Here is a 21,507-nt window from a genome sequence, read left to right as displayed (position 1 = left end):
GGGGCGCGCTCACTCGCGGTGATAGGGATGGCCGGCCATGACCGACCAGGCGCGGTACAGCGCTTCGGCCAGCAGCACCCGCACAAAAGCATGCGGCAGCGTCAGGTCGGACAGGCGCAGCGTCTCGTCGGCCGTGGCCTTCAGCGCCGGATCCAGGCCGTCGGGACCACCGATGAAGATGGCCACATCGCGGCCGTCACCCTTCCAGCGCTCCAGACGCTGAGCGAGTTGCACGGTCGTGACACGATCGCCACGCTCATCGAGGATGACGCGGCGCACGCTCTTGGGCAGCGCGGCCTCCAATCGCTGGGCTTCGGCCGCCATCAGCTGTTCGGTGCTCTTGCCGGCCGTGCGCGGCTCAGCCTTGACGGCCTTCAGTTCCAGGCGCATCTCGGGCGGAAAGCGCTTGGCGAAGTCTTCATAGGCCGTGTCGGCCCAGGCCGGCTGGCGCTGGCCTACGGCCACCAGCAGCAGCCGCATCAGGCGCTCTTGCGGGCGACCTTCTTGGCCGCAGTTTTCACCGGAGCTGCCTTCTTAGCTGCCGGACGGGCAGCTGGCTTCGCGGCGGTCTTCTTTGCGGCAGGCTTGGGCGTGCCGACCTTGATGGTCTTGACGGCCGGGGCCTTGGCGGGCGCCGTCTTCACGCCAACAGTGCGAGTCACACCCTTCTTCGCAGGCACAGCCTTCTTGGCTGCAGGCTTCGCAGCGGGCTTGGCGGTGGCCGATGTCTTCTTCGCGGCAGGCTTCTTAACAGCCGCAGGCGCAGCCTTGGCGGACGTCTTCTTCGCGGCCGGCTTCTTGGTCGGCGCCTCGTCTTCTGAGGCCTTGACCAGCTTGGTCTCGCTATCGCCGAGCTTGAGCTTGACCGGCTTGTCGCCCCAAATCTCTTCAAGGTGATAGTAGTCGCGAATCGCGGGCTGCATCACGTGGACGACGGCGGCGCCGCAGTCGACGATGATCCACTCGCCGTTCTCCTCGCCTTCCATGCGCATGACGTCCATGCCGCGTTCCTTGACCGTCACGCGCACGCTGGACGCGAGGGCCTTGGTCTGGCGGTTGCTGGTGCCCGAGGCGATGATCACGCGCTCGAACAACGGCGACAAATGCTCGGTATTGAAGACCACGATGTTCTGGGCCTTCACGTCTTCCAGACCATCGACGATGGCACGTTGCAGTTTACGAATGTCCATTCAGTTCTCGCTTCTTTGGGCCGCAGCCTCGTAAAGACGATGGAGGGCAATATAACCCGCTACCGCCTCGCCCACCATGGGGCGTATGTCCTCGCCACGCGACGCCATGTCGCGCACTTGGGTTGATGAATAAGCCATGGCCGGCATCGCCAGCCTCAGCATCCGGTGCGGCTGGCCCTGCAGCTCGGCCGAGGCCTGGATGGCCTGGCCGTCGCGCGCCGCCACCGCCAGGGTGACCAGACCCAGCAGCTCGCGCCACTCGCGCCAGGTGTGCAAGCGCGCATACTGGTCCTGGCCGATCAGCAGGAACAGCTGCTCATCGGGTTGGGCCGCAAGCCGCGCGCGCACCGTGTCTATCGTGTAACTGGCGCCGTCACGCTCCAGCTCGCTGTCGTCGACCACAAAGCGAGGCTCGCTAGCGACCATCAGTGCCACCATCGCACGCCGATGCTCTGGAGAAGCCAAGCCCCGGCCCGTCCCGAGCTGCAATTTCTGCCAGGGCCGGCCGGCCGGCAGCCACAGCAACTGGTCCAGGCCCAATTGCTCTAGCGCGCAGCGCGCCAGACTCAAATGGGCCAGATGGACCGGGTCGAAGCTGCCGCCGAACAGCCCGGTCTTCAAAGCCATAGATGCCCGGCCTGCTCATGGGCCCAGTCGCGCGGACGCAGGAAGTCCGTGTACAGCTTGGCCTCCAGCGTCCCGGGCTCGGGCGCGTACTGATAGCGCCATTTGACGATGGGCGGCATCGACATCAGGATCGACTCGGTGCGCCCACCCGACTGCAGGCCGAACAAGGTGCCGCGGTCGAAGACCAGGTTGAACTCGACATAGCGGCCGCGCCGGTAGGCCTGGAATTCGCGTTCGCGCTCTGTGTATGGCAAGCCCTGGCGGCGTTCGACGATGGGCATATAGGCCGGCAGGAAGGCATCCCCCACCGAGCGCAACATCTCGAATGCGGCCTCGAAACCGCCGTCCGCATAATCATCAAAGAAGATGCCGCCGATACCCCGCGGCTCGTTGCGGTGCTTCAGGAAAAAGTACTCGTCGCACCAGGTCTTGAACCGCGGATAGAGCTGCTCGCCATGCGGCTTCAGAGCCGCCTCGCAAGTGCGGTGAAAATGCTGCGCGTCGCGCTCGAAGCCGTAGTAAGGCGTCAGGTCCATGCCGCCGCCGAACCAGACCACCGGCGCACGATCCGCCGGCAGCGCAGCGAACATGCGCACATTCATGTGCACGGTCGGCACAAAGGGGTTGTGCGGGTGCATCACCAGCGAGACGCCCATGGCCTCGAAGGGCGAGCCGGCCAGCTCGGGCCGGTGCTGGGTGGCGGAGGGCGGCAAGACCCGACCCCGCACATGCGAGAAATTACAGCCACCGCGCTCCAGCAGCGCGCCGTTCTCGATCAACTGAGTCAGTCCATCGCCCTCCAGCCGGCCGCCGGGCTCGCGCTCCCAGCCGTCGCTGAGAAAGGGCTGGCCGTCGGCAGCCTCGAAGGTGGAGACGATGCTCTGCTGCAGACCCAGCAAATACTCGCGGACCGCCAAGGTATTCATCATTGATTTAGCCTCACCGGACTGGCCAGCTCGGGCCGTTTGCCACGTTTACCGTCCAGATACTGCGCCATCAGCGCAAAATCCGCCTCGGCATTGCCACTGAGTCGCACGAACTGGGTCAGGCCCACAGTCTTGCTGGCGAAATCGAAATAGGCCAGGCCCACCGGCACGCCAGCCTGCACCGCCACCTGATAGGCGCCGGAGCGCCAGCCGGCGCTCAGCGAGCGCGTGCCCTCGGGCGCAGCGGCCAGCCAGAAGCTGCGACCCTGATCACGCGCCGCCTGCAGCTGCGCCACTGTGCCGCCGACCAGGCCTTGCTTGCTGCGCCGCTCCACCGCAACGCCACCCAGCCAGTGCAGCCAACGGCCGAACAAGGGGAGGTCGAACAAGCTGTTCTTGACCCAAAACCGCAGCTCCAACCCCAGCGCCCATTTAGACATCAGGCCCAGCACAAAGTCCCAGTTCGATGTGTGCGGGTAGACCAGAATCACGCCCTGCGGCCCAGGCAGCCCGTGGAACAGCAAGCGCCAGCCGGCCAGACGCAGCAGCGAGCGTGCCAACGCATGGCCTCGCGGCTGCACCGGCATCGCGCCGGAGATGGCTTGCGGCCCGACGGGATAGCTCGCGCTCAACGCTTCACCGCCCGGTGGCCGATGTCGCGGCGGAACTGCTTGCCTTCGAACTGGATGTTGACCAGGCTGTCATAGGCCAGTTGCTGCGCCTTGCGCACGGACTCGCCCAAAGCCGTCACGCACAGCACGCGGCCGCCCGAGGTCTGCAGCTGGCCGTCGACCTCGGCCGTACCGGCGTGGAAGACCATCGCATCTTCCGAGTCGGATGGCAGTCCCGTGATCGCATCGCCCTTGCGTGGCGATAGCGGATAGCCATGGGCGGCCATCACCACGCCCAGCGCCACGCGGCGGTCCCACTGCAGCTCGACCTGGTCCAGCGTGCCGTCGGTGGCCTGCAGCAGAACTTCCAGAAGATCGCTCTTGAGCCGCATCATGATGGGCTGCGTCTCCGGGTCGCCCATGCGGGTGTTGAACTCGACCGTGCGCGGCTGGCCCTGCTCGTCGATCATCAGCCCGGCGTAGAGGAAGCCGGTGAAGGGGATGCCGTCGCGGGCCATGCCCTGGATGGTGGGCATGATGATCTCGTGCATCGCCTTGGCATGCACATTGGGCGTCACCACCGGGGCAGGCGAGTAGGCGCCCATGCCGCCGGTGTTGGGGCCTTCATCGCCGTCAAGCAAGCGCTTGTGGTCCTGACTGGTGGCCAGCGAGACGACGTTCTTGCCATCGCAAAGCACGATGAAGCTGGCTTCCTCGCCGCTCAAGAACTGCTCGATGACGACGCGCGCGCCGCCATCGTTGTGCACAACGCCCAGCTTGTTGTCAGCCAGAATCCAGTCGATCGCCTCGTGCGCCTGCTCCAGTGTCATCGCCACGACCACGCCCTTGCCGGCCGCCAGGCCATCGGCCTTGATGACAATGGGCGCACCTTGCGCGTCCACATAGGCATGGGCGGCGGCGGCTTCGCTGAAGACCTCATAGGCCGCCGTCGGAATACCGTGGCGCTTCATGAAGTCCTTGGCGAAGGCCTTGGAGCTCTCCAGCTGCGCGGCCGCCTTGGTCGGGCCAAAGATGCGCAGGCCGCGAGCACGGAACTCATCAACGACGCCAGCAGCCAAATAAGCCTCGGGGCCCACCACGGTCAGCGCGATCTTCTCGGCCTCGGCGAAGTCAGCCAGCGCTTTGATGTCGGTGATGGGGATGTTCTTGAGCAGCGGGTCGCGGGCCGTGCCGCCATTGCCCGGGGCGACAAAGACCTGGCTGACCCGCTCACCCTGGGCCAGCTTCCAGGCCAAGGCATGTTCACGGCCGCCGTTGCCAAGCACGAGGACTTTCATGCGGCCTCGATGCTCGCGTTGTGGAACACGTCCTGGACATCGTCCAGGTCTTCCAGTACATCCAGCAGTTTTTGCATGCGTTCGGCGTCCTCGCCGGTCAGTTCAATCGTATTGTCTGGCCGCATCGTCACCTCGGCCACCTCGGGGTTCAGGCCGGCGGCCTCCAGCGCGTTCTTGACAGCCTCGAAGGCCGGCGCCGGGGTCAGCACCTCGATGGCACCGTCGTCGTCGGTGATCACATCGTCGGCGCCGGCTTCCAGCGCGACCTCCATGATCTTGTCCTCTGAGCTGCCTGGCGCGAAGATCAGCTGACCGCAGTGCTTGAACTGGAAGGCCACCGCGCCCTCGGTGCCCATACTGCCGCCGTACTTGCTGAAGGCGTGACGCACCTCGGCGACGGTACGGACCCGGTTGTCGGTCATCGTGTCGATGATGATGGCCGCGCCGCCGAAGCCATAGCCTTCGTAGCGGATTTCCTCGTAGTTGATGCCTTCGAGGGCGCCCGAGGCCTTGTCGATGTTGTACTTGATGCGGTCGGCCGGCATGTTCGCCGCCTTGGCCTTGTCGACGGCCAGGCGCAGGCGCGGGTTCTCCTTGACATCACCGCCGCCCTGACGGGCAGCGACGGTGATTTCACGGATGATGCGGGTCCAGATCTTGCCGCGCTTCTCGTCCTGACGACCTTTGCGGTGCTGAATATTGGCCCATTTGGAATGCCCTGCCATTGCCTGCTTCTCCTGGCGAGCGCACCCCTTCGCATGCCGGGGGCGGCTCCATGTTTTGTTGGATAGACTGCGATTTTAGCCGCCGCCACCATATCTCCTGGAGAACCCCAATGGCCGACCCGATTCTGCTGGCTCGCAACGCGGCCACCGAGTGCCAGCTTTTGCCCGCGCTGGCGAACCGCCACGGCCTGATCACCGGCGCCACCGGCACCGGCAAGACCATCAGCCTGCAGTCGCTGGCCGAGAGCTTTTCCAAGCTCGGCGTTCCGGTCTTCATGGCAGACGTCAAGGGCGATCTGACCGGCATCTCGCAGACCGGCAAGGCCAGCGAGAAACTGCTGGCCGTGCTGAAGGACCGCGGCATCGAGCCGCCCGCGCCGATTGCCTGCCCCACCACCTTGTGGGATGTATTCGGCGAGCAGGGCCATCCCGTGCGCGCCACCGTCTCCGACATGGGGCCACTGCTGCTGGCCCGCATGCTAGCGCTCAACGAGACCCAGCAAGGCGTGCTGCAGATGGTCTTCAAGATCGCCGACGATGCGGGCCTGTTGCTGCTGGATCTGAAGGATTTGCGCGCGATGCTGCAGCATGTTGGCGACAACGCCGCGCAGTTCACTACCGAGTACGGCAATGTCTCTGCCGCCAGCGTCGGCGCGATCCAGCGCGGCCTGCTGCAGATCGAGGCCCAGGGCGGCGACCAGTTCTTCGGCGAACCGATGCTCAATATCGCCGACTTCATGCAGACCGAGGCCGGCCAGGGCGTGATCAACATTCTGGCGGCCGACAAGCTGATGAACGCGCCGCGGCTGTACGCAACCTTCCTCCTGTGGATGCTGTCCGAGCTGTTCGAGACCCTGCCCGAAGTCGGCGACCTGGAGAAACCCAAGCTGGTGTTCTTCTTCGACGAGGCGCATCTGCTGTTCAAAGAGGCGCCGGACGCGCTGGTCGAGCGCATCGAGCTGGTCGTGCGCCTGGTACGCTCCAAAGGCGTCGGTGTCTACTTCGTGACCCAGAACCCGCTGGACATTCCGGACACGGTGCTGGGCCAGCTGGGCAACCGGGTCCAGCATGCCTTACGCGCCTTCACGCCGCGTGACCAGAAGGCAGTCAAGTCGGCCGCCGAGACGATGCGGCCCAAGCCAGGGCTGGACATCGGCGCGGCCATCACCGAGCTGGCCGTCGGCGAGGCCCTGGTCAGCCTGCTCGACGAGAAGGGTCGGCCCGGCATCACCGAGCGCGTCTTCGTGCTGCCGCCGGGCAGCCAGATTGGGCCGATCACGGCCGAACAGCGCGCCGCGCTGATCAAAGGATCGCTGGTGGCCGGCGTCTACGAAAAATTGGTGGACCGCGAATCGGCCTACGAGAAGCTCAAGGGCCGCACCGAGGCGACTATGGCCGATGACACCACCAATCAGGGCAAGGCCGCCGGGCAGACGCCCGCGGCCGAAGACGGCGGCCTGATGGGCGGACTCAAGGACATGCTGTTCGGCTCCACCGGCCCGCGCGGCGGGCGCCGCGAGGGCCTGGCCGAGACGGCCGCCAAGTCGGCGCTGCGTACGATGGGCTCGACTGTCGGACGAGAGATCATCCGCGGCGTGCTGGGCAGCATCTTGGGCGGTGGTACGAAGAAGCGCCGCTGAGCTCAGTCGGATACTGTCGCGGCGACCAGCCTCAGCACCAGCGGACGCACCAGCATCACGCAGCAAAACGCCACCGGAAAGGCCAGCGCGTAAGTGCCCAGCACCCGGCTCAAATAGCCAGGGCCGAGTCCGGTGTTGACGCCGACGATGACCAGGCACATCAACATCGCCATGATGCCGGCCATATAGAAGGCGAACACGGCCGGCGTGAAGCGCTTGGGCAGACCGCGTGCGGCCGTGGTTTGCGACAAAGAGGGGTGATTCATAGCGGTCTGCTGGGCAAGATGGAGTGGGATAGACGCCACTGTAGGCACTCAGGGCCTGGCTGATAAGCCTGTCTACCCCCTCCTCACTCGATGCCAAAAACATCGAATCAACTCAATCCAATCGCCACAATCCAACATAATCTGGCGCATGGACACCCTCAGCGGTATTGCCGCCTTCGTGAAGGCCGTGGAGGCCGGCAGCATCGCCGCCAGCGCCCGGCAGTTGGGCATCACGCCGGCCTCGGCCGGCCAGGCCATCGCCAGGCTGGAGGCCTCGTTGGGCACGCGGCTGCTGACCCGCAGCACGCGGGCACTGGCGCTGACCGAGGCCGGCGAGCTCTATTTCGAGCGCGTGCGCGATCTGCAGGCGCAGCTGGAGCAAGCGCGAGCCGATGTCACTGCGTTCAGCGGCGAGCCGCGCGGGAGGCTGCGCATCGCCGCCTCGGTGGCCTTCGGCCGGCACCTGATCGCGCCGCTGCTGCCTGCCTTTGCGCGCACGCATCCGCGCATCCACCTGGAACTGACGCTGGCCGACCGCAGCGTCGACCATGTGCGCGAGGAGTTTGATCTCAGCATCCGCTTCCGGGCCCAGCTGGAGCCGGGGCTGATCGCGCGGCGCATCGCAACCGCGCCGATGCTGTTCTGCGCCTCGCCCGACTACTTGGCGCGCGCCGGGCGGCCAACGCGGCCAGAGCAGCTGCAGCAGCATGACTGCCTGGGCTTTCGCCTGCCCGTGGACGGCCGGCTGTTGCCCTGGGCATTCATCACGCGCGAGGGCGAGCGCATCGTGCCCGAGCTGAAGATAGGCTGCCTGTCCAACGACATCGACGCTCTGGCCGCGCTGGCCATCGGCGGCATGGGCATCGCCCGGCTTGGCAGCTTCGTCGCCAGGGAGCCTCTGCGCCGGGGCCTGCTGCTGCCGCTGTTCTTGGCGGAAGACGATGCCCAGGCCGTGGCCGAGCCGCTCGAGTTCTTCGCCTGCTGGCGCGAGCGCCGCCAGATGCCGGCGCCGCTGCGGCTGTTCATCGACTATCTGGGCGAGGCGCTGCGCGAGCACCCGGCCCTCGAGATACCGCTTATGCGCTGATGTGCCGCGCCAGCGCCGCCAGCATGGTTTGGATCGCAGTCTGGGCACGCGCAAAGCCTTCGTTGGGTTGATGGCTGGCCACATCCATGTAGAGCGAGCGCTTGATCTCGATCTGCACCGAGTGGCAGTGCGCGGCCGGGTTACCGGAGCGCTGGATCAGGGTCACTCCCTTGAAAGGCTCGTTGAAGGCCACGCTATAGCCGGCTGCGCGCAGCGGCTCAGCTAACACCAGCAAGGTCGCGGCGTCACTGCTCGCACCGTCCAGATTGCCCAGCACGAAGTCGGCCAGTTGACGGTCCGGCAAGCCCAGCTGGGCATAGGAATCGTCGGGCATCGAGTGCACATTCAAATGCCAGCGCCGGCCATGCCGTGCCAAGGCATCGTCGAGCAGACGACGCAGCGCCAGGTGATAGGGTCGGTAACAGTCCCGGATGCGGGCCTGCACCTCGGCCACCGTCAGGCGGCGGTCATAGATCTCGCGGCCCTGTCCCATGGTGCGCCAGATCAGGCCGATACCCAGCTCGGTCTTGCGGCTGGCCGAGACGGCGCCGGGCCAGTCAGCATCCAGCATCGCCGGGTCGATATCGTCCAGTCCCCGGTTCGGGTCGATATAGACACGCGGGAACTGCGCGGCCAGCAACGTGGCGCCAAAGCTGTGAGCGCCTTCGTAGAGTCGCTCAACGAAGGCGTCCTCGCCCTCGCGCAAGACGCTCAGCGGCTGGCAGCTGCTGAAGTCGACCGGGTAGTGCTGGCCGCTGTGCGGCGAGTCGATGATCAGTGGAACGACGGGGGCGCTGGGCGGGGTCAGGACAAAGGCTTGCATGGCAGGATTGTGCGTGGATTGTGTGTGCGGTGCCCTGCCACTGGCGCTCGCCCGGTGCGGCCCGCGCCCTGTCCATGCGCGTCGTCGCAGCACCGGCCATGAACGGCCTCGCCTGCTCGACAATGGCCACCATGCCGCTGCTCCCCTCGATTCACAGGCTCTCAAGCCGCCTGCCCTACCCCTTGCGCATGGCCGGGGTCACCACCGTGTTTTCATGCGGCATCGGCCTGATCGTCTACGGCTTCACGCGCAACAAGCTGCTGGCCAGCCTCGTGTACTCGGTCACGATAGGCCTGATGTGCTGGGCGCTGATCGATGCTTCGCGCGCCCTCAGCGCGGCCGTGATGCGGCGGCTGCGGCCTGGCTGCGAGGCGCATCGGCACGACTGGCCCGGCTGGCCAGTGATGCTGGTCTGCGTGGCGCTCAGTGTGCCGCTGGCGTACAGCCTGGGCAGTGGGCTTGCAGACCAGATCCTGGGCTACCGCACACGCAGCCTGTGGAACAGCCATTGGCGCGAGATCGCCGGCCTGCTGCTTGTCTCGCTGCTGGCCTCCATCGTAGCCACCGGTTTCTTCTACGCGCGCGGCCGCCTCCATGCCAGCCAAGTCGAGGCCGAGCAGGCTCGCCGCCAGGCCGCCGAGATGCAGCTGCGTCTGCTGGAGTCGCAGCTGGAGCCGCACATGCTTTTCAATACCCTGGCCAATCTGCGCGTGCTGATCGCGCTGGATGCACCGCGTGCCCAGGCCATGTTGGACCAGCTGATCGCCTTTTTGCGCGCCACTTTGAACGCCTCGCGTAGCGGCGCCCATCCGCTGCGCGAGGAGTTCGCCCGGCTGGCCGACTATCTGGCGCTGATGCAAGTGCGCATGGGCGATCGGCTGAGGCCGCAGCTGATTCTGCCGGATGAGCTGGCGGGGCTGCCCATCCCGCCGCTGCTACTGCAGCCCCTGGTCGAGAACGCCATCCAGCACGGGCTGGAGCCCCATGTCGAGGGCGGCGAGCTGCTCATCAGCGCGGCAAAAGGCGATCGGGGTCAGCTCTTGCTGCGGGTGCGGGACACCGGCGCCGGCTTGGGTCAAGCGAGCGCATCGACGGGCACCGGCTTTGGCCTCGAGCAGGTGCGTGCCCGGCTGGCGACCCAGTACGGCAGCGCCGCTGCGTTGCGCATCGAGCCGGCTGACGATGCTCGCGGCGGCACCCTGGTCAGCATCACCCTGCCCCTCACCGAAGCCAAGTCATGAACACCGCCTGCACCGCACTGATTGCCGAAGACGAACTGCTGCTGGCCGAAAGCCTGCGCGCCGACCTGGCCGAGCTGTGGCCGGAACTGCAGATTATTGGGATGGCCGCCCATGGCGAGGCCGCGCTGGAGGGCGCGCTGCGGCTGCGTCCCCAGGTGCTGTTCCTGGACATCCGCATGCCCGGTATGACGGGGCTCGAAGTGGCGCAGGCCCTGGCCGAGGACTGGCCCGACGGCCAAGAAGGCGACCCACCCTTCCCGCTGCTGATCTTCGTGACCGCCTACGACCAGTACGCGCTAAAGGCCTTCGAGCAAGCCGCGGTGGACTATGTGTTGAAGCCGGTTCAACGCGAGCGCCTGGCGCAGACCTGTGCCCGCCTGCAGACGGCCCTGCAGCAACGCGAGGCCGCGTCATCGGTACAACAGCGTCCCGCCGACAGCGGCGCCATGGATGCCGTGGCCCAGCTGCGTCAGTTGTTGGCAGCACCCGGCGTGCCCGAGGCCCTGGGTCTGCCGGCCGCTTCGGCAAAGCCGCTGCGCCTACTGCAGGTCAGCGTCGGTCAGACCATCCATATGGTGCCGGTCAGCGACGTTATCTATTTCGAGGCCGCCGACAAGTATGTGCGCGTCATCACCACCGACAAGGAGCATCTGGTGCGCGCCTCGCTGCGCGAGCTGCTGCCCCAGCTCGACGCGCAACAGTTCTGGCAGGTCCATCGCAGCGTCGTGGTGCGCGCCGACGCGATCACTCGCGCGGTGCGCGACGAGGCCGGCAAACTAAGCCTGCACCTGCGCGAGCGGCCGGAGCGGCTGGCGGTCAGCCGCATGTTTGCGCATCTATTCAAGGGGCTGTGACCTCGGCGCCCAATGAAAAAACCGCCGCATGAGCGAGTCATGCGGCGGTTTTTGAGGGCGCTCAGGCGCCGGCTTGGTTCAAATCAGAACTCGTAACGAGCAGTGATTTGGACAGCCCATTGAGATTCACCCTTTGCCTGACGCGTACCGTAGTTGTAGCGATCATCCGAAGTCGGCAGTGTGTTGTAGACATACTTGCCGTCCTGGATGCCGGCGAAGTTGACCAGGCTGCGGGTCGAGCCACCGCCGCCGAGGAAGGTCATCTCGTTGGTCCGACCCCAACGCTTGTTCAGCAGGTTGCCGAAGTTCAGGATGTCGAACGCGACCACGCCCTTGTGCTTGTTGAAGAAGCCGGGGACTTCCTGGCTCAGGCGCAGATCGAAGCTGTTGACGAAGGGGGCGAAGCTGGAGTTCCGGCTGACCACCTTGCCACGCGAGCCGCTCAGATCGGGGTTGGCGTTGACCATTTCCCAGAATCGCGCCTCATTGGCAGCACGCGCCTCCGGCGTTGCGCCGTAGAACAGCACCTCGCCCGAGCCCGGGGCCGTCGGGATGTACATCAGGTCGTTGCCGGACACGCCGTCGCCGTTCATATCGTTCTTGAAGGTCCAGCTGTAGGGCTTGCCCTTGCGGCCTTCGTAGAACAGACCGACCGTGGTCTTGTAGGACCCAACAAATGCCTTCGACCAGTTGACCGCCAAATTGACCCGGTCCTTGACCAGGTAGGCCGAGTTCGCGGAGACGTCTTCATTGGGGTTGAAGACCGCGCGCCCGTTGAAGTTGGAGTTCGACGTCGACGAGGTCAGCGGGCTGACTTCCTTGGCGTTGGTGCGGGTGTAGGCGGCAGCCCAACCCCAGCCGCGGTTCTGCTGGGCAAGCGACAGGGTGACAGCATCGCCACCGCCCTTGCTCGTGCGCTCGGCAAGCAGCACATTGTTGAACGTGCGATCACGATTGAACTTGGTCTGCGCCCCGCAGGTCGAGACCACGTTGTTGCCACCGGTCCAGCAGTTGGTGCTCAGACCGTTCGTGTTGTAGAACATCTGACGGCCGTCAGGGCCGGTCCGCGTCGGCGCCCCCAGGTTCAGGTGTTGGTAGTAGATACCGTCCTTGGTCTTGGTGTGCACCCACTCGGCGCCAGCCACCAGGCCATACCAGGGCAGCTCGGCGTCATAAGCCAGATTCAGCTTCCAGACCGAAGGCTGCTTCAAGCCGGGCGCCAGGATGTCGACATTGGCCGCAGGAACCGAGCCGGTGAACACGGGTTGGTTGTTCGGGTCAGCCGAGAAGGCCACGCCATAGCCGTCACAGTTAGGCACTGTGGTCGTCGAGCAGGTGTAGTTGGCCGTAGCCATGCCCGTATTGGAGAAGGGATTGGACAGCCAGACGCTGGCCGCAGCCCCTTGGAACAGGCCGAAGCCGCCGCGGATTTGCGACTTCTTCTTGTCCTTGGCATCCAGCGCATAGTTGAAGCTGAAACGAGGCTGAACCAGATCCTGCCCGTCGACGGTGCGCGAATTGTCGTAACCGAAAACGGTCTGAACCTTGGGGTTGTGAATCGGACGGTCGCCGATGTCGGCCTTGTCCACGCGCACACCCAGACCCAATGTCAGCTTGTCGTTGACGGTCCAAGTGTCCTGCAGGAACAGGCCCAGGTTCTTCAGGCTCCAGACGGCGACGCCGTCCTCGATCGTCTTGCCCGCCAGCGGCACTTGCAGGCTGTAGCTGCTGATCTTGCCGTCAAGGAAATCCTGCACCGGATTGGCGCTGCGGAAGGTGTAGCTGCCCTTGGTGTTCTGCAAGAAGGCGTTATAGACATCGTTCTTGCTGTAGTCGCCGCCGACCTTGATTTCATGGTCATCCAGCACCAAGTTGCCGGCGAAGTAGGCGTCGGTGGTCTCGGTCTTCAGGACATTGAAGTGGCGGCTGAGTTCGGTACCGATGTACAGCGTGCGGTCACCCGTGGTGGCGACAGGCGAAGGTCCGGTGAAGACCAGCGCGACACTGGGCAAATTGCTGTTGTTCTGGGGGACGCTGTCATAGTCGCGCTTGGACAGCTTCAGCTCGGTCGAGAAGTTGGGAGTCCAGTCGGCAAACCACTGGCCGACCATGGTCTCCACCGTCTTGCCCTGGTTGTACCAGTGCGAGTTCAGCGATAGATTGGTAGCCGTGATATCCGGGAAGATCGGCTCGCCCTGCTCGGTCTTGGAGTAACGGAAATTGGCGCGGTGGTTGTCGCTGATGTTCCAGTCCAGCTTCAGCAGGTAGTCTTTGACCAACAACTCAGAGCCGGTCGGCACTTCGGATCCGCCGGCGTTGATGTTGTATTTGCTCTGGAAAGCTTGCTGAGCTGCCGCAATCTGTGCCGGCGTGATGCCAACATTGGTCTGCGCACTGCCAACCGGGCCAAAGGCCGGTGCCGAGCGCGTGCTGCGCAGTTCTTCATAACTACCGAAGAAGAAGAGCTTGTCCTTGATGATGGGGCCACCCAGGGTGAATCCCTTGGTGTCTTCGGTGAACGGCGCCGGGCGGCTGTAGGTGCCCCGGTCCCGATCTTGCACGCGGTCACCCGACAGGCTGTCGTCGCGATAAACGTAGTAGACGCTGCCCTTGAACTCGTTCGTGCCCGACTTGGTCACCGCGTTGATGTTCGCGCCGGTGTAGCCCTGCTGCGTGACGTCGTAGTTCGACACATTGACCTGCACCGACTGGATCGCGTCGATCGAGATCGGTTGCTTGGCAGTCGGCAGATTGTTCGACTCAAGGCCGAATGTGTCGTTGGTGCGCACGCCGTCGATCGTGATGGCGTTGAAGCGCGTGTTTTGGCCCAGAGCCGTGATCTCACCGCGCTCCTTGTCGGTTTGCGACAAGCGCGGGTCGGTACGGGCATAGTCCTGCAAGTTGCGCTGGATGGATGCATAGGCGTCCAGCTCCTGACGGCCCAGATTGGTACCGGCGCCCGAAGCACCAGCGTTGTAGCGGCCAACACCCGCGCTGGAACCGGTCAACACCACAGTCTCCAACTGGCTGGCGCCCAGGCGCACATCCAGCGCCAGCGTCTCCGCGAGCGCGAGGTACACACCGTCGCGCACGTCCTTGTCCCCGCCCTTGACGACGGTGATGGTGTACGGGCCGCCGACGCGAAGACCGCGAACGGAGTAGCGCCCCTCAGCGTCAGTCACCAGGTTGTTGACCGAGCCCGACTCGCGGTGCAAAACGCTAACGTTTGCGCCCGCAACAGCCTTGCCATCGGTGCCCGTGACACGCCCGCTCACTGCGGCGGTCGTGTTCTGCGCCATGACGGGCGCTGCGGCCACGATGGCGACCGCCGCGCTCAGCGCGGTTCTCGTAAAACTCCAACGATTGCTACTCATGCTGTGACTCCTCAAAGACTTCCCACACCGGCGCATGCCAACGCCCACCGTAAAAAAATGTAGCACCCGGGGCAGCCGCAAACGTTTGGGATCGCGGTTTTCCCACACCGAGGAACTACGGCTTGAAAGAAGCTGCTGTTTGTGCTGCCCCACCTCGCCCGCACCTCTTTGCCAGCGACCTTGCACCATCGCGATGCAACGCACCGCGCTCGTGCCTCATCTACCCGAATTCGTATAGCAAAGACGGTGCCAGCAAGACCCAAAACAACCACCATGGGCGCCCACACAGGGCGGCCCATGAGCCCAGTTCGGTCAGGTGTTTCGCATGTCAGTTTGGCGACGCGATATGTAGGCCAGATGACATGCACTGAGGCCGTGCGGCGATGCACGCAAAAACAACAGAAGAGATGCGCGCGAGGCTTGGCGAGCCGACCAAGCCATTGACGGCCTGAGCACTTCAAAGCGCTGGCTTTTCAGCCGCAGTTGAGCGATAAAGAAGCTGACTCGAAACTGACGGCACTGGCGCAAGGAGTTTGCTCATGACTCTGCAGCAACTGACCCAAGTCAAGCACTGGCTGGTCCTGCATGGCGGTCGCCATCCGGTGGAATCGCAGGCCTGGGACCTCGTTCTGACTTGCTGGGTGCTGGGCTGGATCAGCGTGCCGGGCCTGATGTTGCTGCAGGCATGGGTGGTGCTGCCACTGAGCCTGGCGGCATTTCTGCTGCCGACCTGGTATGCCCGGGCGCGTCGGCGCCTGCATCGCCAGGGAAGGCTGCGCTGCGACTGGCTCACCGCGCTCTGATTCTCTCGTGCGCCCGCAATGAAAGAAGCGCCCTCGCGGGGCGCTCTATGGATTGCGCGAGAGCTGGCTTGCGCTTCAGTGCATCAGTGCGATCCACTCGCCGGCACGTTGGTAGCTGTCGAACAACTGCATCGCGAGTTCACGCAAGGCTTGATTGCCGCTCGCATGCGCCTCGGCCAGGCGCTCGAAGGCATAGAGCCGGTCGTAGAGCATGCGGGTCGGCTGCAGGCGCAGCCCGGCCTGTTGCATCAGGCTCTGGAAGGCCTGCAACTGGACCCCGTCAACCGGCCCGGCAATCGACAAGCCCAGATCTTGCACCTCGGCGACACCGTCGTCGAAGAACTCCAGCGATGAGCGGCTCTGGGCGGGAATCAAGTGCAGCGGAATCATCATCGTCGAACTCCTCGAACCAGCGGGTTGATGAGTCGCATGATGCCGGTGGCCGCCGCAACTTAAGCCAGAAAAAGCCGGCGCTTCACCCGCTGATTCGGCTCAAGTTGCCCAGTTACCCAGAGCCTGCTGCGTGATGAAGCCCGCCAGGGCCTCGGACCATTGCGCCGACGGCGGCTCCAGCTCTTCGAGCGAGTGGATATGAACCCCGGCATCGGAGAGCATCTTGTTGGAGGCCTCGTTGGCCCGGGAGTGATGCAGCTTCTTCTCCAGATAGATCACCTGGCGGATGCCGACCTGGATGATGGACTGCACGCAGCGCGGGCAGGGAAACTGGGTTGCATAAATCGTGCTGCCGGTCAGCGGTAGCACGACGCAGTTCAAGATGGAGTTGACCTCGGCGTGGACGATATAGCTGTGGCGAGACTGATAAGGGTCGGCGTCGTCATCGGCCCAGTAGCCGGCATCTTCGTCGGAGCAGCCGCGCGGCAGGCCGTTGTAGCCGACGCCCAGGATCTTGTTGTCGGCGCTGACGATGCAGGCGCCGTTGCGCTTGCGCTCGTCCTTGGAGCGCGCGGCAGCCAGCAGGGCAACGCCCATGAACATGGAGTGCCATCGGATCAGAGGCTGATTCTTCGTCATAGCTGCGGTGATGTTGGAGGCTGACCCGAACTGTACCGGGCCGCCTCCTAGAATCGCCACATGAGCTTGCAAGAGATGCTGGACAAGTCGATCTGGGGCCGCAACCTCAGCCCCGCCGAAATGCAGCGCGTGCAAGCGGAGTGCCGCGAGCGCCGAGTGGCTGCGGGCCAGTCGATCGTACGCATGGGTGAGACGGCCGAGCATTGGGTCGGACTGATCAGCGGCTTCGGCAAGATGAGCGTCGGCAGCCCCGACGGGCGGGAGACTACGCTGATCGGCACTGCGCCGGGCGGCTGGTTTGGCGAAGGCACCTTGATCAAGCGCGGCAGCTGGCAGTACGAGGGCGTGGCCCTGCGCGACTCGCACCTGGCCCTTCTACCGCGCGAGACCTTCGAGTGGCTGCGTGCCACCAGCCTGCCCTTCAACCACTATCTGCAGCATCTTATGAACGCACGCATGGGCAGCTTCATCGCCCAACTGTGCAATCAACGCCTGCTGGACTGCACGGCCCGGGTCGCGCGCAGCCTGGCTGCGCTCTACAACCCCGAGCTCTACCCTGAGCCGGGCCTGTTCCTGGACCTGCGCCAGGTCGAGGTGGCCCAGTTGGCCGGCATCTCGCGCCAGCGCGCCAATGCCGCGCTGCAGCGCCTGGAGGCAGCCGGCCTGTTGAACATCAGCCGGCGCGGCATCGAGGTGCTGAGCCTGGCCGGCCTGCGAGACTACTCCAGCCCGCCGGCCGACTGAGACCTCAGGATGCCAGCGCCGGCGTCGTAATCTCGCCGGGCGTGCTCTTGCGCGCGAACAGCGTGTACATGGTGGGCACCACGAAGATCGTCAGCAGCGTACCAAAGCTCATGCCCCCGACGATGACCCAGCCGATTTGCTGACGACTCTCGGCACCGGCACCGCTGGCCAGGGCCAGCGGAATCGCGCCGAGCACCATCGCGCCGGTGGTCATCAGAATGGGCCGCAGGCGCAGCGCCGAGGCCTCGATCACGGCCTCCATCACGTCCTTGCCCTGCTGGCGCAGCTGGTTGCTGAACTCGACGATCAGGATGCCGTGCTTGGTGATCAGCCCCACCAGCGTGATCAGTCCGATCTGCGAGTAGACATTGAGCGTGCCGCCTGACCATTGCAGCGCCGCCAGTGCACCGACCATGGACAGCGGCACCGCCAGCATGATCACAAAGGGATCGATGAAGCTCTCGAACTGCGCCGCCAGAACCAGGAAGATGAACAGCAGGGCCAGCACGAAGACCAGGCCCAGCGCGCCGCTGGAGGAGCGGAACTCGCGCGAGACGCCGTTGAGCTCGGTCGCGTAGCCCATCGGCAGAATCTCGCGCGCGGTCTCGTCCATGAACGCCAGCGCCTCGCCCAGCGCATAGCCGGGCGCCAGATTGGCCGTGATAGCCACCGAGCGGCGCTGGTTGAAGTGGTTCAGCTCGCGCGGGCTGACCGCCTCGCGCACCTTGACCAGGCTGGCCAGCGGAATCATCGCGTCGCCGCGGCCGCGCACGAACAGCTTCTCGATATGGTCAGGCGTGGTGCGACCCACCGCATCGGTCTGCACGATCACGTCGTACTGCTCTGCGTCGCGCTTGTAGCGGGTCACATTGCGCCCGCCCAGCATGGTCTCGACGGTGCGCGCCACCTGGTCGACATTGACGCCCAGATCGGCCGCGCGCTCGCGGTCCACTTCCATGAAGACCTCCGGCTTGTTCAGGCGCAGATCGTTGTCGGGCTGCACAAAGCCGGGGTTCTTGGCCAGCGCGGCCATGAACTGCTGGGTCACGCCGGCCAGATTGGCGTAGCTGTCGCTGGTCAGGATCACATAGTTGATCGAACGCTCGCGAAAGCCCTGGCCCAGGCTAGGCGGCGTCACCGCGAACACACTGACGCCCGGTAGCCCGGCCAGTTGCGGCTGCAACCGCCGCGCCAGCTCCTGGGTGCTGACATCGCGATCCACCCAGTCGACAGTGCGCAGGATGCCGGTGGCCTGAGCCACGGTTGCGCCGCCGACAAACATGAAACGGCGATCGAACTCCGGATACCCCGCCGCGACTCGGTCGATCGCATCCAGATAGCGGGCAGTGAACTCCAGGGTCGAACCGTCCGGCGCGCTGATCGGCATGAAGATCACGCCCCTGTCCTCCAGCGGCGCCAGCTCGCTCTTGGCATGGCTAAACAGCCACCAGCTGTAGGCGCCCGAGGCCACCATCACGGCCACCACCAGCCAGCGGGTGCGCAGCGCAAAGCGCAGAGCACCCGCATAGCGATCGCTGATCCAGACCAGCACCCTCTCCATGCCGGTGTCGAATCGCGTGGGCTTGCTGTTGTGGCGTAGCAGCTTGCTGCACATCATCGGAGTAAGCGTCAGCGCGACAAAGCCCGACACCACGACGGCGCCCGCAAGGGTCAGCGCGAACTCGACGAAAAGCCGCCCGGTGCGCCCCGGCGTGAAGGCCAGCGGCGCAAACACCGCGACCAGGGTCAGCGTCATCGCGACCACTGCGAAGCCGATCTCCTTCGCCCCTTTCAGCGCCGCCTGGAAGGGCTCCAGTCCTTCCTCGATATGGCGGAAGATGTTCTCCAGCACGACGATGGCATCGTCCACCACCAGGCCGATCGCCAGCACCAGAGCCAGCAGGGTCAGCGTGTTGATCGTGAAGCCGGCAGCCGCCATCAGCGCGAACGAGCCGATCAGGCTGATCGGGATCGTCACCAGCGGGATGATGGAGGCGCGCAAGGTGCGCAGGAACACAAACACCACCAGGGCCACCAGCACCACCGCCTCGGCGATGGTGGTGTAGACCGATTTGATCGAGCGATCGATAAAGACCGAGTTGTCATTGGCCGGCCGCACCGTCACGGTGTCCGGCAGGTCCTGCTGGATGCGCGGCAGCATGGCCTGCACGCCGGCCGAAACATCCAGCGGATTGGCCGTGGCCTGACGAATCACCCCCAGCGACACCGAGGGCACACCGTTGAGCCGCACGCGAGAGCGCTCGCTGGCGGCGGCCTCCTCGATGCGCGCCACGTCCTTGAGCCTCACCGTGAAGCCGCTGGCCTGCTTCAGCGCCACCTCGGCGAACTGCGCCACCGTGTTCAGGTCGGTGCGCGCAGTGACATTGAATTCGCGCTGCTGGCTCTCGATGCGACCGGCCGGCACCTCCAGGTTCTGGCGCCGCAGCGCGTCCTCAACATCCTGCACCGTCAGCTTGTAGGCGGCCAGCCGATCGGGGTCGAGCCAGATGCGCATCGAATATTTGCGGTCGCCACCGATCTGCACGTCGGCCACGCCCGGCACGGTCTGCAGCCGAGGCTTGACGACGCGGTTGACCAAATCCGTAATCTGCAGCGGGTCCAGGGTCTCGCTGGTGAAGGCCAGCCAGATTGTCGGCGTCGCATCAGCCTCGACCTTGGCGACGATGGGCTCGTCCACCGCGTCGGGCAGGCGGCCGCGTACCCGCGACACGCGGTCGCGCACATCGGCGGCGGCATCGTCGGGATTCTTCTCCAGCTTGAAGCGCACCGTGATCTGGCTCTGCTCGGAGCGCGAGATCGAGGTCAAGATGTCGACGCCGTCGATGCCGGCGATCGAGTCCTCCATCGGTTTGGTGACCTGCGTTTCGATCACCTCCGACGAAGCGCCCACCAGCCGGGTGCTGACCGTCACGACTGGCTCGTCGATGCGCGGGTACTCGCGCAGCGACAGCTTGTCGAACGATACGATGCCCACCAGTATTAGCAGCAGCGACATCACGGTCGCAAAGACCGGGCGGCGTATCGAGGTTTCTGAGATGCGCATGGGGCATGCCCTCCTTAGCGGCTGGCGGCCGAGGCTTTTGGCGCGGGCGCGCGAGCGGTCGTCGGCTTGTCCAGGTCCACCAGTTTGACCGCTTGCGGCTCGCCGCGCATCAGCGGTCCCTGCCCCGCCGTCACAACCCGGTCGCCGGCCTTGACGCCACCCAGCAACTCCACCTTGCCAGGCACCCGCATACCAAGCTGCGCCTCGACGCGCTGCGACATCAAGCGCCCGTCGCCCCCCTCGACCAGTTTGACGACAAACTGCTTACCCCCCATCGGCACCAGCGCCTCCTCAGGCACGACCAGGGCCTGCTCTCGCAACGCGAACACCACCCGCACGCGGGCAAACAACCCCGAGCGCAGCATGCTCGTGTCGCCCAGCAGGCGCGCGCGCACCAGCATCGAGCGCCCGGCTGTGTCCAGCTGGCTGTCCAGCGCCTCGATGCGGGCCTTGAACTCTCGGCCCGGCAAGGCATCCAGGCCCAGCGAGACATCCTGGCCCAGGCGCAGCTGGGGCACGAAACGCTCGGGCAGGCGGAAATCCACCCACATCGACGAGGCATCCTCGACGCTGACCAAATCGGCGCCGTCCTTCACATAGTCACCTAGATTGATCAGCCGTATGCCCATCACGCCGTCAAAGGGCGCGCGCACCTGCAGCCGCGCCAGCTGGGCCCGCGCCAAGGCCACCTGGGCCTCGGCCACCTTCAGGGTCGCCTCGGCCTGGTCGACCACGCTGGGGGAGACGAAACTCTGGGCCAGCAGCTCACGGTTGCGCTGCAACTGCGTGCGGGCAATGCCAGCCTGGGCCTCGGCCTGCTGCAACTGGGCCGCCTGCAAGGCCTCGTCCAGTTGCACCAGCAGTTGGCCCTGGCGCACGCGCTGTCCGTCGGTGAAGCCGAGCTTGGTGATGCGGCCGCTGACCTCGGGCCGCAGCATCACCGATTGGCGCGCTCGCAGCGCGCCGACCGCCTGCGCGTCGTCAGCCAAGCTCTGCACCTCGACCCGGCCGGCTTCGACGCTGGGTGGACCACCCGGACCGCGTCCGCCCGGCTGAGCGGCCTGGCCGGACTTGGCTGCCGCCTGGGCCTTGCCCGGCTGGTGCTGCCACCAATAGGCCAGCGCACTGATCCCGACCAACGCAACAACCGCAACGACGCTATGTAGTTTCTTGAAGCTCATGCATTTTTCTCCGACCGCGCA

Annotated in this window: 20 protein-coding genes; 6 read left to right on the top strand and 14 right to left on the bottom strand. The window is 65.3% G+C overall.

Annotated features, from left to right (window positions below; genetic code table 11):
* Nucleotides 1-9: 9 nt before the first annotated feature.
* From rlmH to OOZ63_RS12940, 7 genes are read right to left on the bottom strand one after another with little or no spacing between them, the layout of a single operon-like run.
* Nucleotides 10-480 (bottom strand): 23S rRNA (pseudouridine(1915)-N(3))-methyltransferase RlmH, encoded by a 471-nt coding sequence (rlmH, locus tag OOZ63_RS12970; protein ID WP_262969490.1) that lies wholly within the window; start codon nt 478-480, stop codon nt 10-12.
* Nucleotides 480-1,190: a ribosome silencing factor gene (rsfS, locus tag OOZ63_RS12965; protein ID WP_266005910.1), complete on the bottom strand. Its 711-nt coding sequence runs from the start codon at nt 1,188-1,190 to the stop codon at nt 480-482. Before rsfS ends, rlmH begins: the two co-directional genes overlap by 1 nt.
* Nucleotides 1,191-1,817 (bottom strand): nicotinate-nucleotide adenylyltransferase, encoded by a 627-nt coding sequence (nadD, locus tag OOZ63_RS12960; protein ID WP_266005909.1) that lies wholly within the window; start codon nt 1,815-1,817, stop codon nt 1,191-1,193. It lies immediately after the preceding gene.
* The gene (gene hemF / locus OOZ63_RS12955; protein WP_266006054.1) at nt 1,808-2,743 is read right to left on the bottom strand and encodes an oxygen-dependent coproporphyrinogen oxidase; all 936 of its coding nucleotides are present in this window, start codon (nt 2,741-2,743) and stop codon (nt 1,808-1,810) included. The genes nadD and hemF overlap by 10 nt, the downstream gene beginning before the upstream one ends.
* Nucleotides 2,743-3,375: a 1-acyl-sn-glycerol-3-phosphate acyltransferase gene (locus tag OOZ63_RS12950; protein ID WP_266005908.1), complete on the bottom strand. Its 633-nt coding sequence runs from the start codon at nt 3,373-3,375 to the stop codon at nt 2,743-2,745. The genes hemF and OOZ63_RS12950 overlap by 1 nt, the downstream gene beginning before the upstream one ends.
* On the bottom strand, nt 3,372-4,652 hold the full coding sequence (purD, locus tag OOZ63_RS12945; RefSeq protein WP_266005907.1) for a phosphoribosylamine--glycine ligase: 1,281 nt from the start codon (nt 4,650-4,652) through the stop codon (nt 3,372-3,374). Before purD ends, OOZ63_RS12950 begins: the two co-directional genes overlap by 4 nt.
* On the bottom strand, nt 4,649-5,377 hold the full coding sequence (locus OOZ63_RS12940) for a YebC/PmpR family DNA-binding transcriptional regulator (protein WP_266005906.1): 729 nt from the start codon (nt 5,375-5,377) through the stop codon (nt 4,649-4,651). The genes purD and OOZ63_RS12940 overlap by 4 nt, the downstream gene beginning before the upstream one ends.
* A 110-nt stretch (nt 5,378-5,487) precedes the next feature.
* Here OOZ63_RS12940 and OOZ63_RS12935 point away from each other — a divergent pair, with 110 nt between their 5' ends.
* A complete protein-coding gene (locus OOZ63_RS12935; RefSeq protein WP_266005905.1) occupies nt 5,488-7,017 on the top strand; it encodes a helicase HerA-like domain-containing protein in 1,530 nt (509 codons plus the stop codon).
* A 2-nt stretch (nt 7,018-7,019) separates the two neighbouring features.
* Here OOZ63_RS12935 and OOZ63_RS12930 read toward each other — a convergent pair whose 3' ends face one another.
* Entirely contained in the window at nt 7,020-7,283 is a 264-nt protein-coding gene (locus OOZ63_RS12930) for a DUF2798 domain-containing protein (protein ID WP_266005904.1), read from the bottom strand.
* 148 nt (nt 7,284-7,431) lie between these two features.
* Here OOZ63_RS12930 and OOZ63_RS12925 point away from each other — a divergent pair, with 148 nt between their 5' ends.
* Entirely contained in the window at nt 7,432-8,370 is a 939-nt protein-coding gene (locus tag OOZ63_RS12925) for a LysR family transcriptional regulator (protein ID WP_266005903.1), read from the top strand.
* On the opposite strand, the gene OOZ63_RS12920 is transcribed toward OOZ63_RS12925, so the two are convergent.
* A complete protein-coding gene (locus OOZ63_RS12920) occupies nt 8,360-9,193 on the bottom strand; it encodes an N-formylglutamate amidohydrolase (RefSeq protein ID WP_266005902.1) in 834 nt (277 codons plus the stop codon). The two genes, OOZ63_RS12925 and OOZ63_RS12920, sit on opposite strands and share 11 nt — an antisense overlap.
* A 98-nt stretch (nt 9,194-9,291) precedes the next feature.
* Here OOZ63_RS12920 and OOZ63_RS12915 point away from each other — a divergent pair, with 98 nt between their 5' ends.
* Nucleotides 9,292-10,434, top strand: coding sequence for a sensor histidine kinase (locus tag OOZ63_RS12915; protein ID WP_266005901.1), 1,143 nt, complete (start codon nt 9,292-9,294; stop codon nt 10,432-10,434).
* Nucleotides 10,431-11,288 carry a LytR/AlgR family response regulator transcription factor gene (locus OOZ63_RS12910; RefSeq protein ID WP_266005900.1) on the top strand — a complete coding sequence of 286 codons (858 nt, stop codon included), beginning with the start codon at nt 10,431-10,433 and terminating at the stop codon, nt 11,286-11,288. The genes OOZ63_RS12915 and OOZ63_RS12910 overlap by 4 nt, the downstream gene beginning before the upstream one ends.
* Before the next feature lie 83 nt (nt 11,289-11,371).
* Here the strand turns inward: OOZ63_RS12910 and OOZ63_RS12905 are convergent, their stop codons facing one another.
* Nucleotides 11,372-14,662, bottom strand: a complete 3,291-nt coding sequence (locus OOZ63_RS12905) for a TonB-dependent receptor (RefSeq protein WP_266005899.1) — start codon at nt 14,660-14,662, stop codon at nt 11,372-11,374.
* Nucleotides 14,663-15,201: 539 nt separating this feature from the next.
* Here OOZ63_RS12905 and OOZ63_RS12900 point away from each other — a divergent pair.
* The gene (locus OOZ63_RS12900) at nt 15,202-15,465 is read left to right on the top strand and encodes a hypothetical protein (RefSeq protein WP_266005897.1); all 264 of its coding nucleotides are present in this window, start codon (nt 15,202-15,204) and stop codon (nt 15,463-15,465) included.
* 75 nt (nt 15,466-15,540) lie between these two features.
* On the opposite strand, the gene OOZ63_RS12895 is transcribed toward OOZ63_RS12900, so the two are convergent.
* Nucleotides 15,541-15,858: a hypothetical protein gene (locus tag OOZ63_RS12895; protein WP_266005896.1), complete on the bottom strand. Its 318-nt coding sequence runs from the start codon at nt 15,856-15,858 to the stop codon at nt 15,541-15,543.
* Between the two features lie 99 nt (nt 15,859-15,957).
* The gene (locus OOZ63_RS12890) at nt 15,958-16,461 is read right to left on the bottom strand and encodes a deoxycytidylate deaminase (protein WP_266005894.1); all 504 of its coding nucleotides are present in this window, start codon (nt 16,459-16,461) and stop codon (nt 15,958-15,960) included.
* A 96-nt stretch (nt 16,462-16,557) separates the two neighbouring features.
* Here OOZ63_RS12890 and OOZ63_RS12885 point away from each other — a divergent pair, with 96 nt between their 5' ends.
* Entirely contained in the window at nt 16,558-17,241 is a 684-nt protein-coding gene (locus OOZ63_RS12885) for a Crp/Fnr family transcriptional regulator (RefSeq protein ID WP_266005892.1), read from the top strand.
* Nucleotides 17,242-17,245: 4 nt separating this feature from the next.
* Here OOZ63_RS12885 and OOZ63_RS12880 read toward each other — a convergent pair whose 3' ends face one another.
* Entirely contained in the window at nt 17,246-20,305 is a 3,060-nt protein-coding gene (locus OOZ63_RS12880; RefSeq protein WP_266005891.1) for an efflux RND transporter permease subunit, read from the bottom strand.
* A 14-nt stretch (nt 20,306-20,319) separates the two neighbouring features.
* The gene (locus OOZ63_RS12875; protein ID WP_266005890.1) at nt 20,320-21,486 is read right to left on the bottom strand and encodes an efflux RND transporter periplasmic adaptor subunit; all 1,167 of its coding nucleotides are present in this window, start codon (nt 21,484-21,486) and stop codon (nt 20,320-20,322) included.
* Nucleotides 21,487-21,507: the final 21 nt, after the last annotated feature.

It is taken from the genome of Paucibacter sp. PLA-PC-4 (assembly GCF_026241155.1).
In the GTDB taxonomy this organism is placed as follows: domain Bacteria; phylum Pseudomonadota; class Gammaproteobacteria; order Burkholderiales; family Burkholderiaceae_C; genus Roseateles_E.
The sequence above is the reverse complement of the archived record's forward strand: the minus strand, read 5'-3'. Positions and strand labels throughout refer to the sequence as shown.

Coding starts and splice junctions, on each gene's coding strand:
- rlmH (WP_262969490.1), bottom strand. CDS start 480: ATGCGGCTGCTGCTGGTGGCCGTAGGCCAGCGCCAGCCGGCCTGGGCC.
- rsfS (WP_266005910.1), bottom strand. CDS start 1,190: ATGGACATTCGTAAACTGCAACGTGCCATCGTCGATGGTCTGGAAGAC.
- nadD (WP_266005909.1), bottom strand. CDS start 1,817: ATGGCTTTGAAGACCGGGCTGTTCGGCGGCAGCTTCGACCCGGTCCAT.
- hemF (WP_266006054.1), bottom strand. CDS start 2,743: ATGAATACCTTGGCGGTCCGCGAGTATTTGCTGGGTCTGCAGCAGAGC.
- purD (WP_266005907.1), bottom strand. CDS start 4,652: ATGAAAGTCCTCGTGCTTGGCAACGGCGGCCGTGAACATGCCTTGGCC.
- OOZ63_RS12940 (WP_266005906.1), bottom strand. CDS start 5,377: ATGGCAGGGCATTCCAAATGGGCCAATATTCAGCACCGCAAAGGTCGT.
- OOZ63_RS12935 (WP_266005905.1), top strand. CDS start 5,488: ATGGCCGACCCGATTCTGCTGGCTCGCAACGCGGCCACCGAGTGCCAG.
- OOZ63_RS12930 (WP_266005904.1), bottom strand. CDS start 7,283: ATGAATCACCCCTCTTTGTCGCAAACCACGGCCGCACGCGGTCTGCCC.
- OOZ63_RS12925 (WP_266005903.1), top strand. CDS start 7,432: ATGGACACCCTCAGCGGTATTGCCGCCTTCGTGAAGGCCGTGGAGGCC.
- OOZ63_RS12920 (WP_266005902.1), bottom strand. CDS start 9,193: ATGCAAGCCTTTGTCCTGACCCCGCCCAGCGCCCCCGTCGTTCCACTG.
- OOZ63_RS12915 (WP_266005901.1), top strand. CDS start 9,292: ATGAACGGCCTCGCCTGCTCGACAATGGCCACCATGCCGCTGCTCCCC.
- OOZ63_RS12910 (WP_266005900.1), top strand. CDS start 10,431: ATGAACACCGCCTGCACCGCACTGATTGCCGAAGACGAACTGCTGCTG.
- OOZ63_RS12905 (WP_266005899.1), bottom strand. CDS start 14,662: ATGAGTAGCAATCGTTGGAGTTTTACGAGAACCGCGCTGAGCGCGGCG.
- OOZ63_RS12900 (WP_266005897.1), top strand. CDS start 15,202: ATGACTCTGCAGCAACTGACCCAAGTCAAGCACTGGCTGGTCCTGCAT.
- OOZ63_RS12895 (WP_266005896.1), bottom strand. CDS start 15,858: ATGATGATTCCGCTGCACTTGATTCCCGCCCAGAGCCGCTCATCGCTG.
- OOZ63_RS12890 (WP_266005894.1), bottom strand. CDS start 16,461: ATGTTCATGGGCGTTGCCCTGCTGGCTGCCGCGCGCTCCAAGGACGAG.
- OOZ63_RS12885 (WP_266005892.1), top strand. CDS start 16,558: ATGAGCTTGCAAGAGATGCTGGACAAGTCGATCTGGGGCCGCAACCTC.
- OOZ63_RS12880 (WP_266005891.1), bottom strand. CDS start 20,305: ATGCGCATCTCAGAAACCTCGATACGCCGCCCGGTCTTTGCGACCGTG.
- OOZ63_RS12875 (WP_266005890.1), bottom strand. CDS start 21,486: ATGAGCTTCAAGAAACTACATAGCGTCGTTGCGGTTGTTGCGTTGGTC.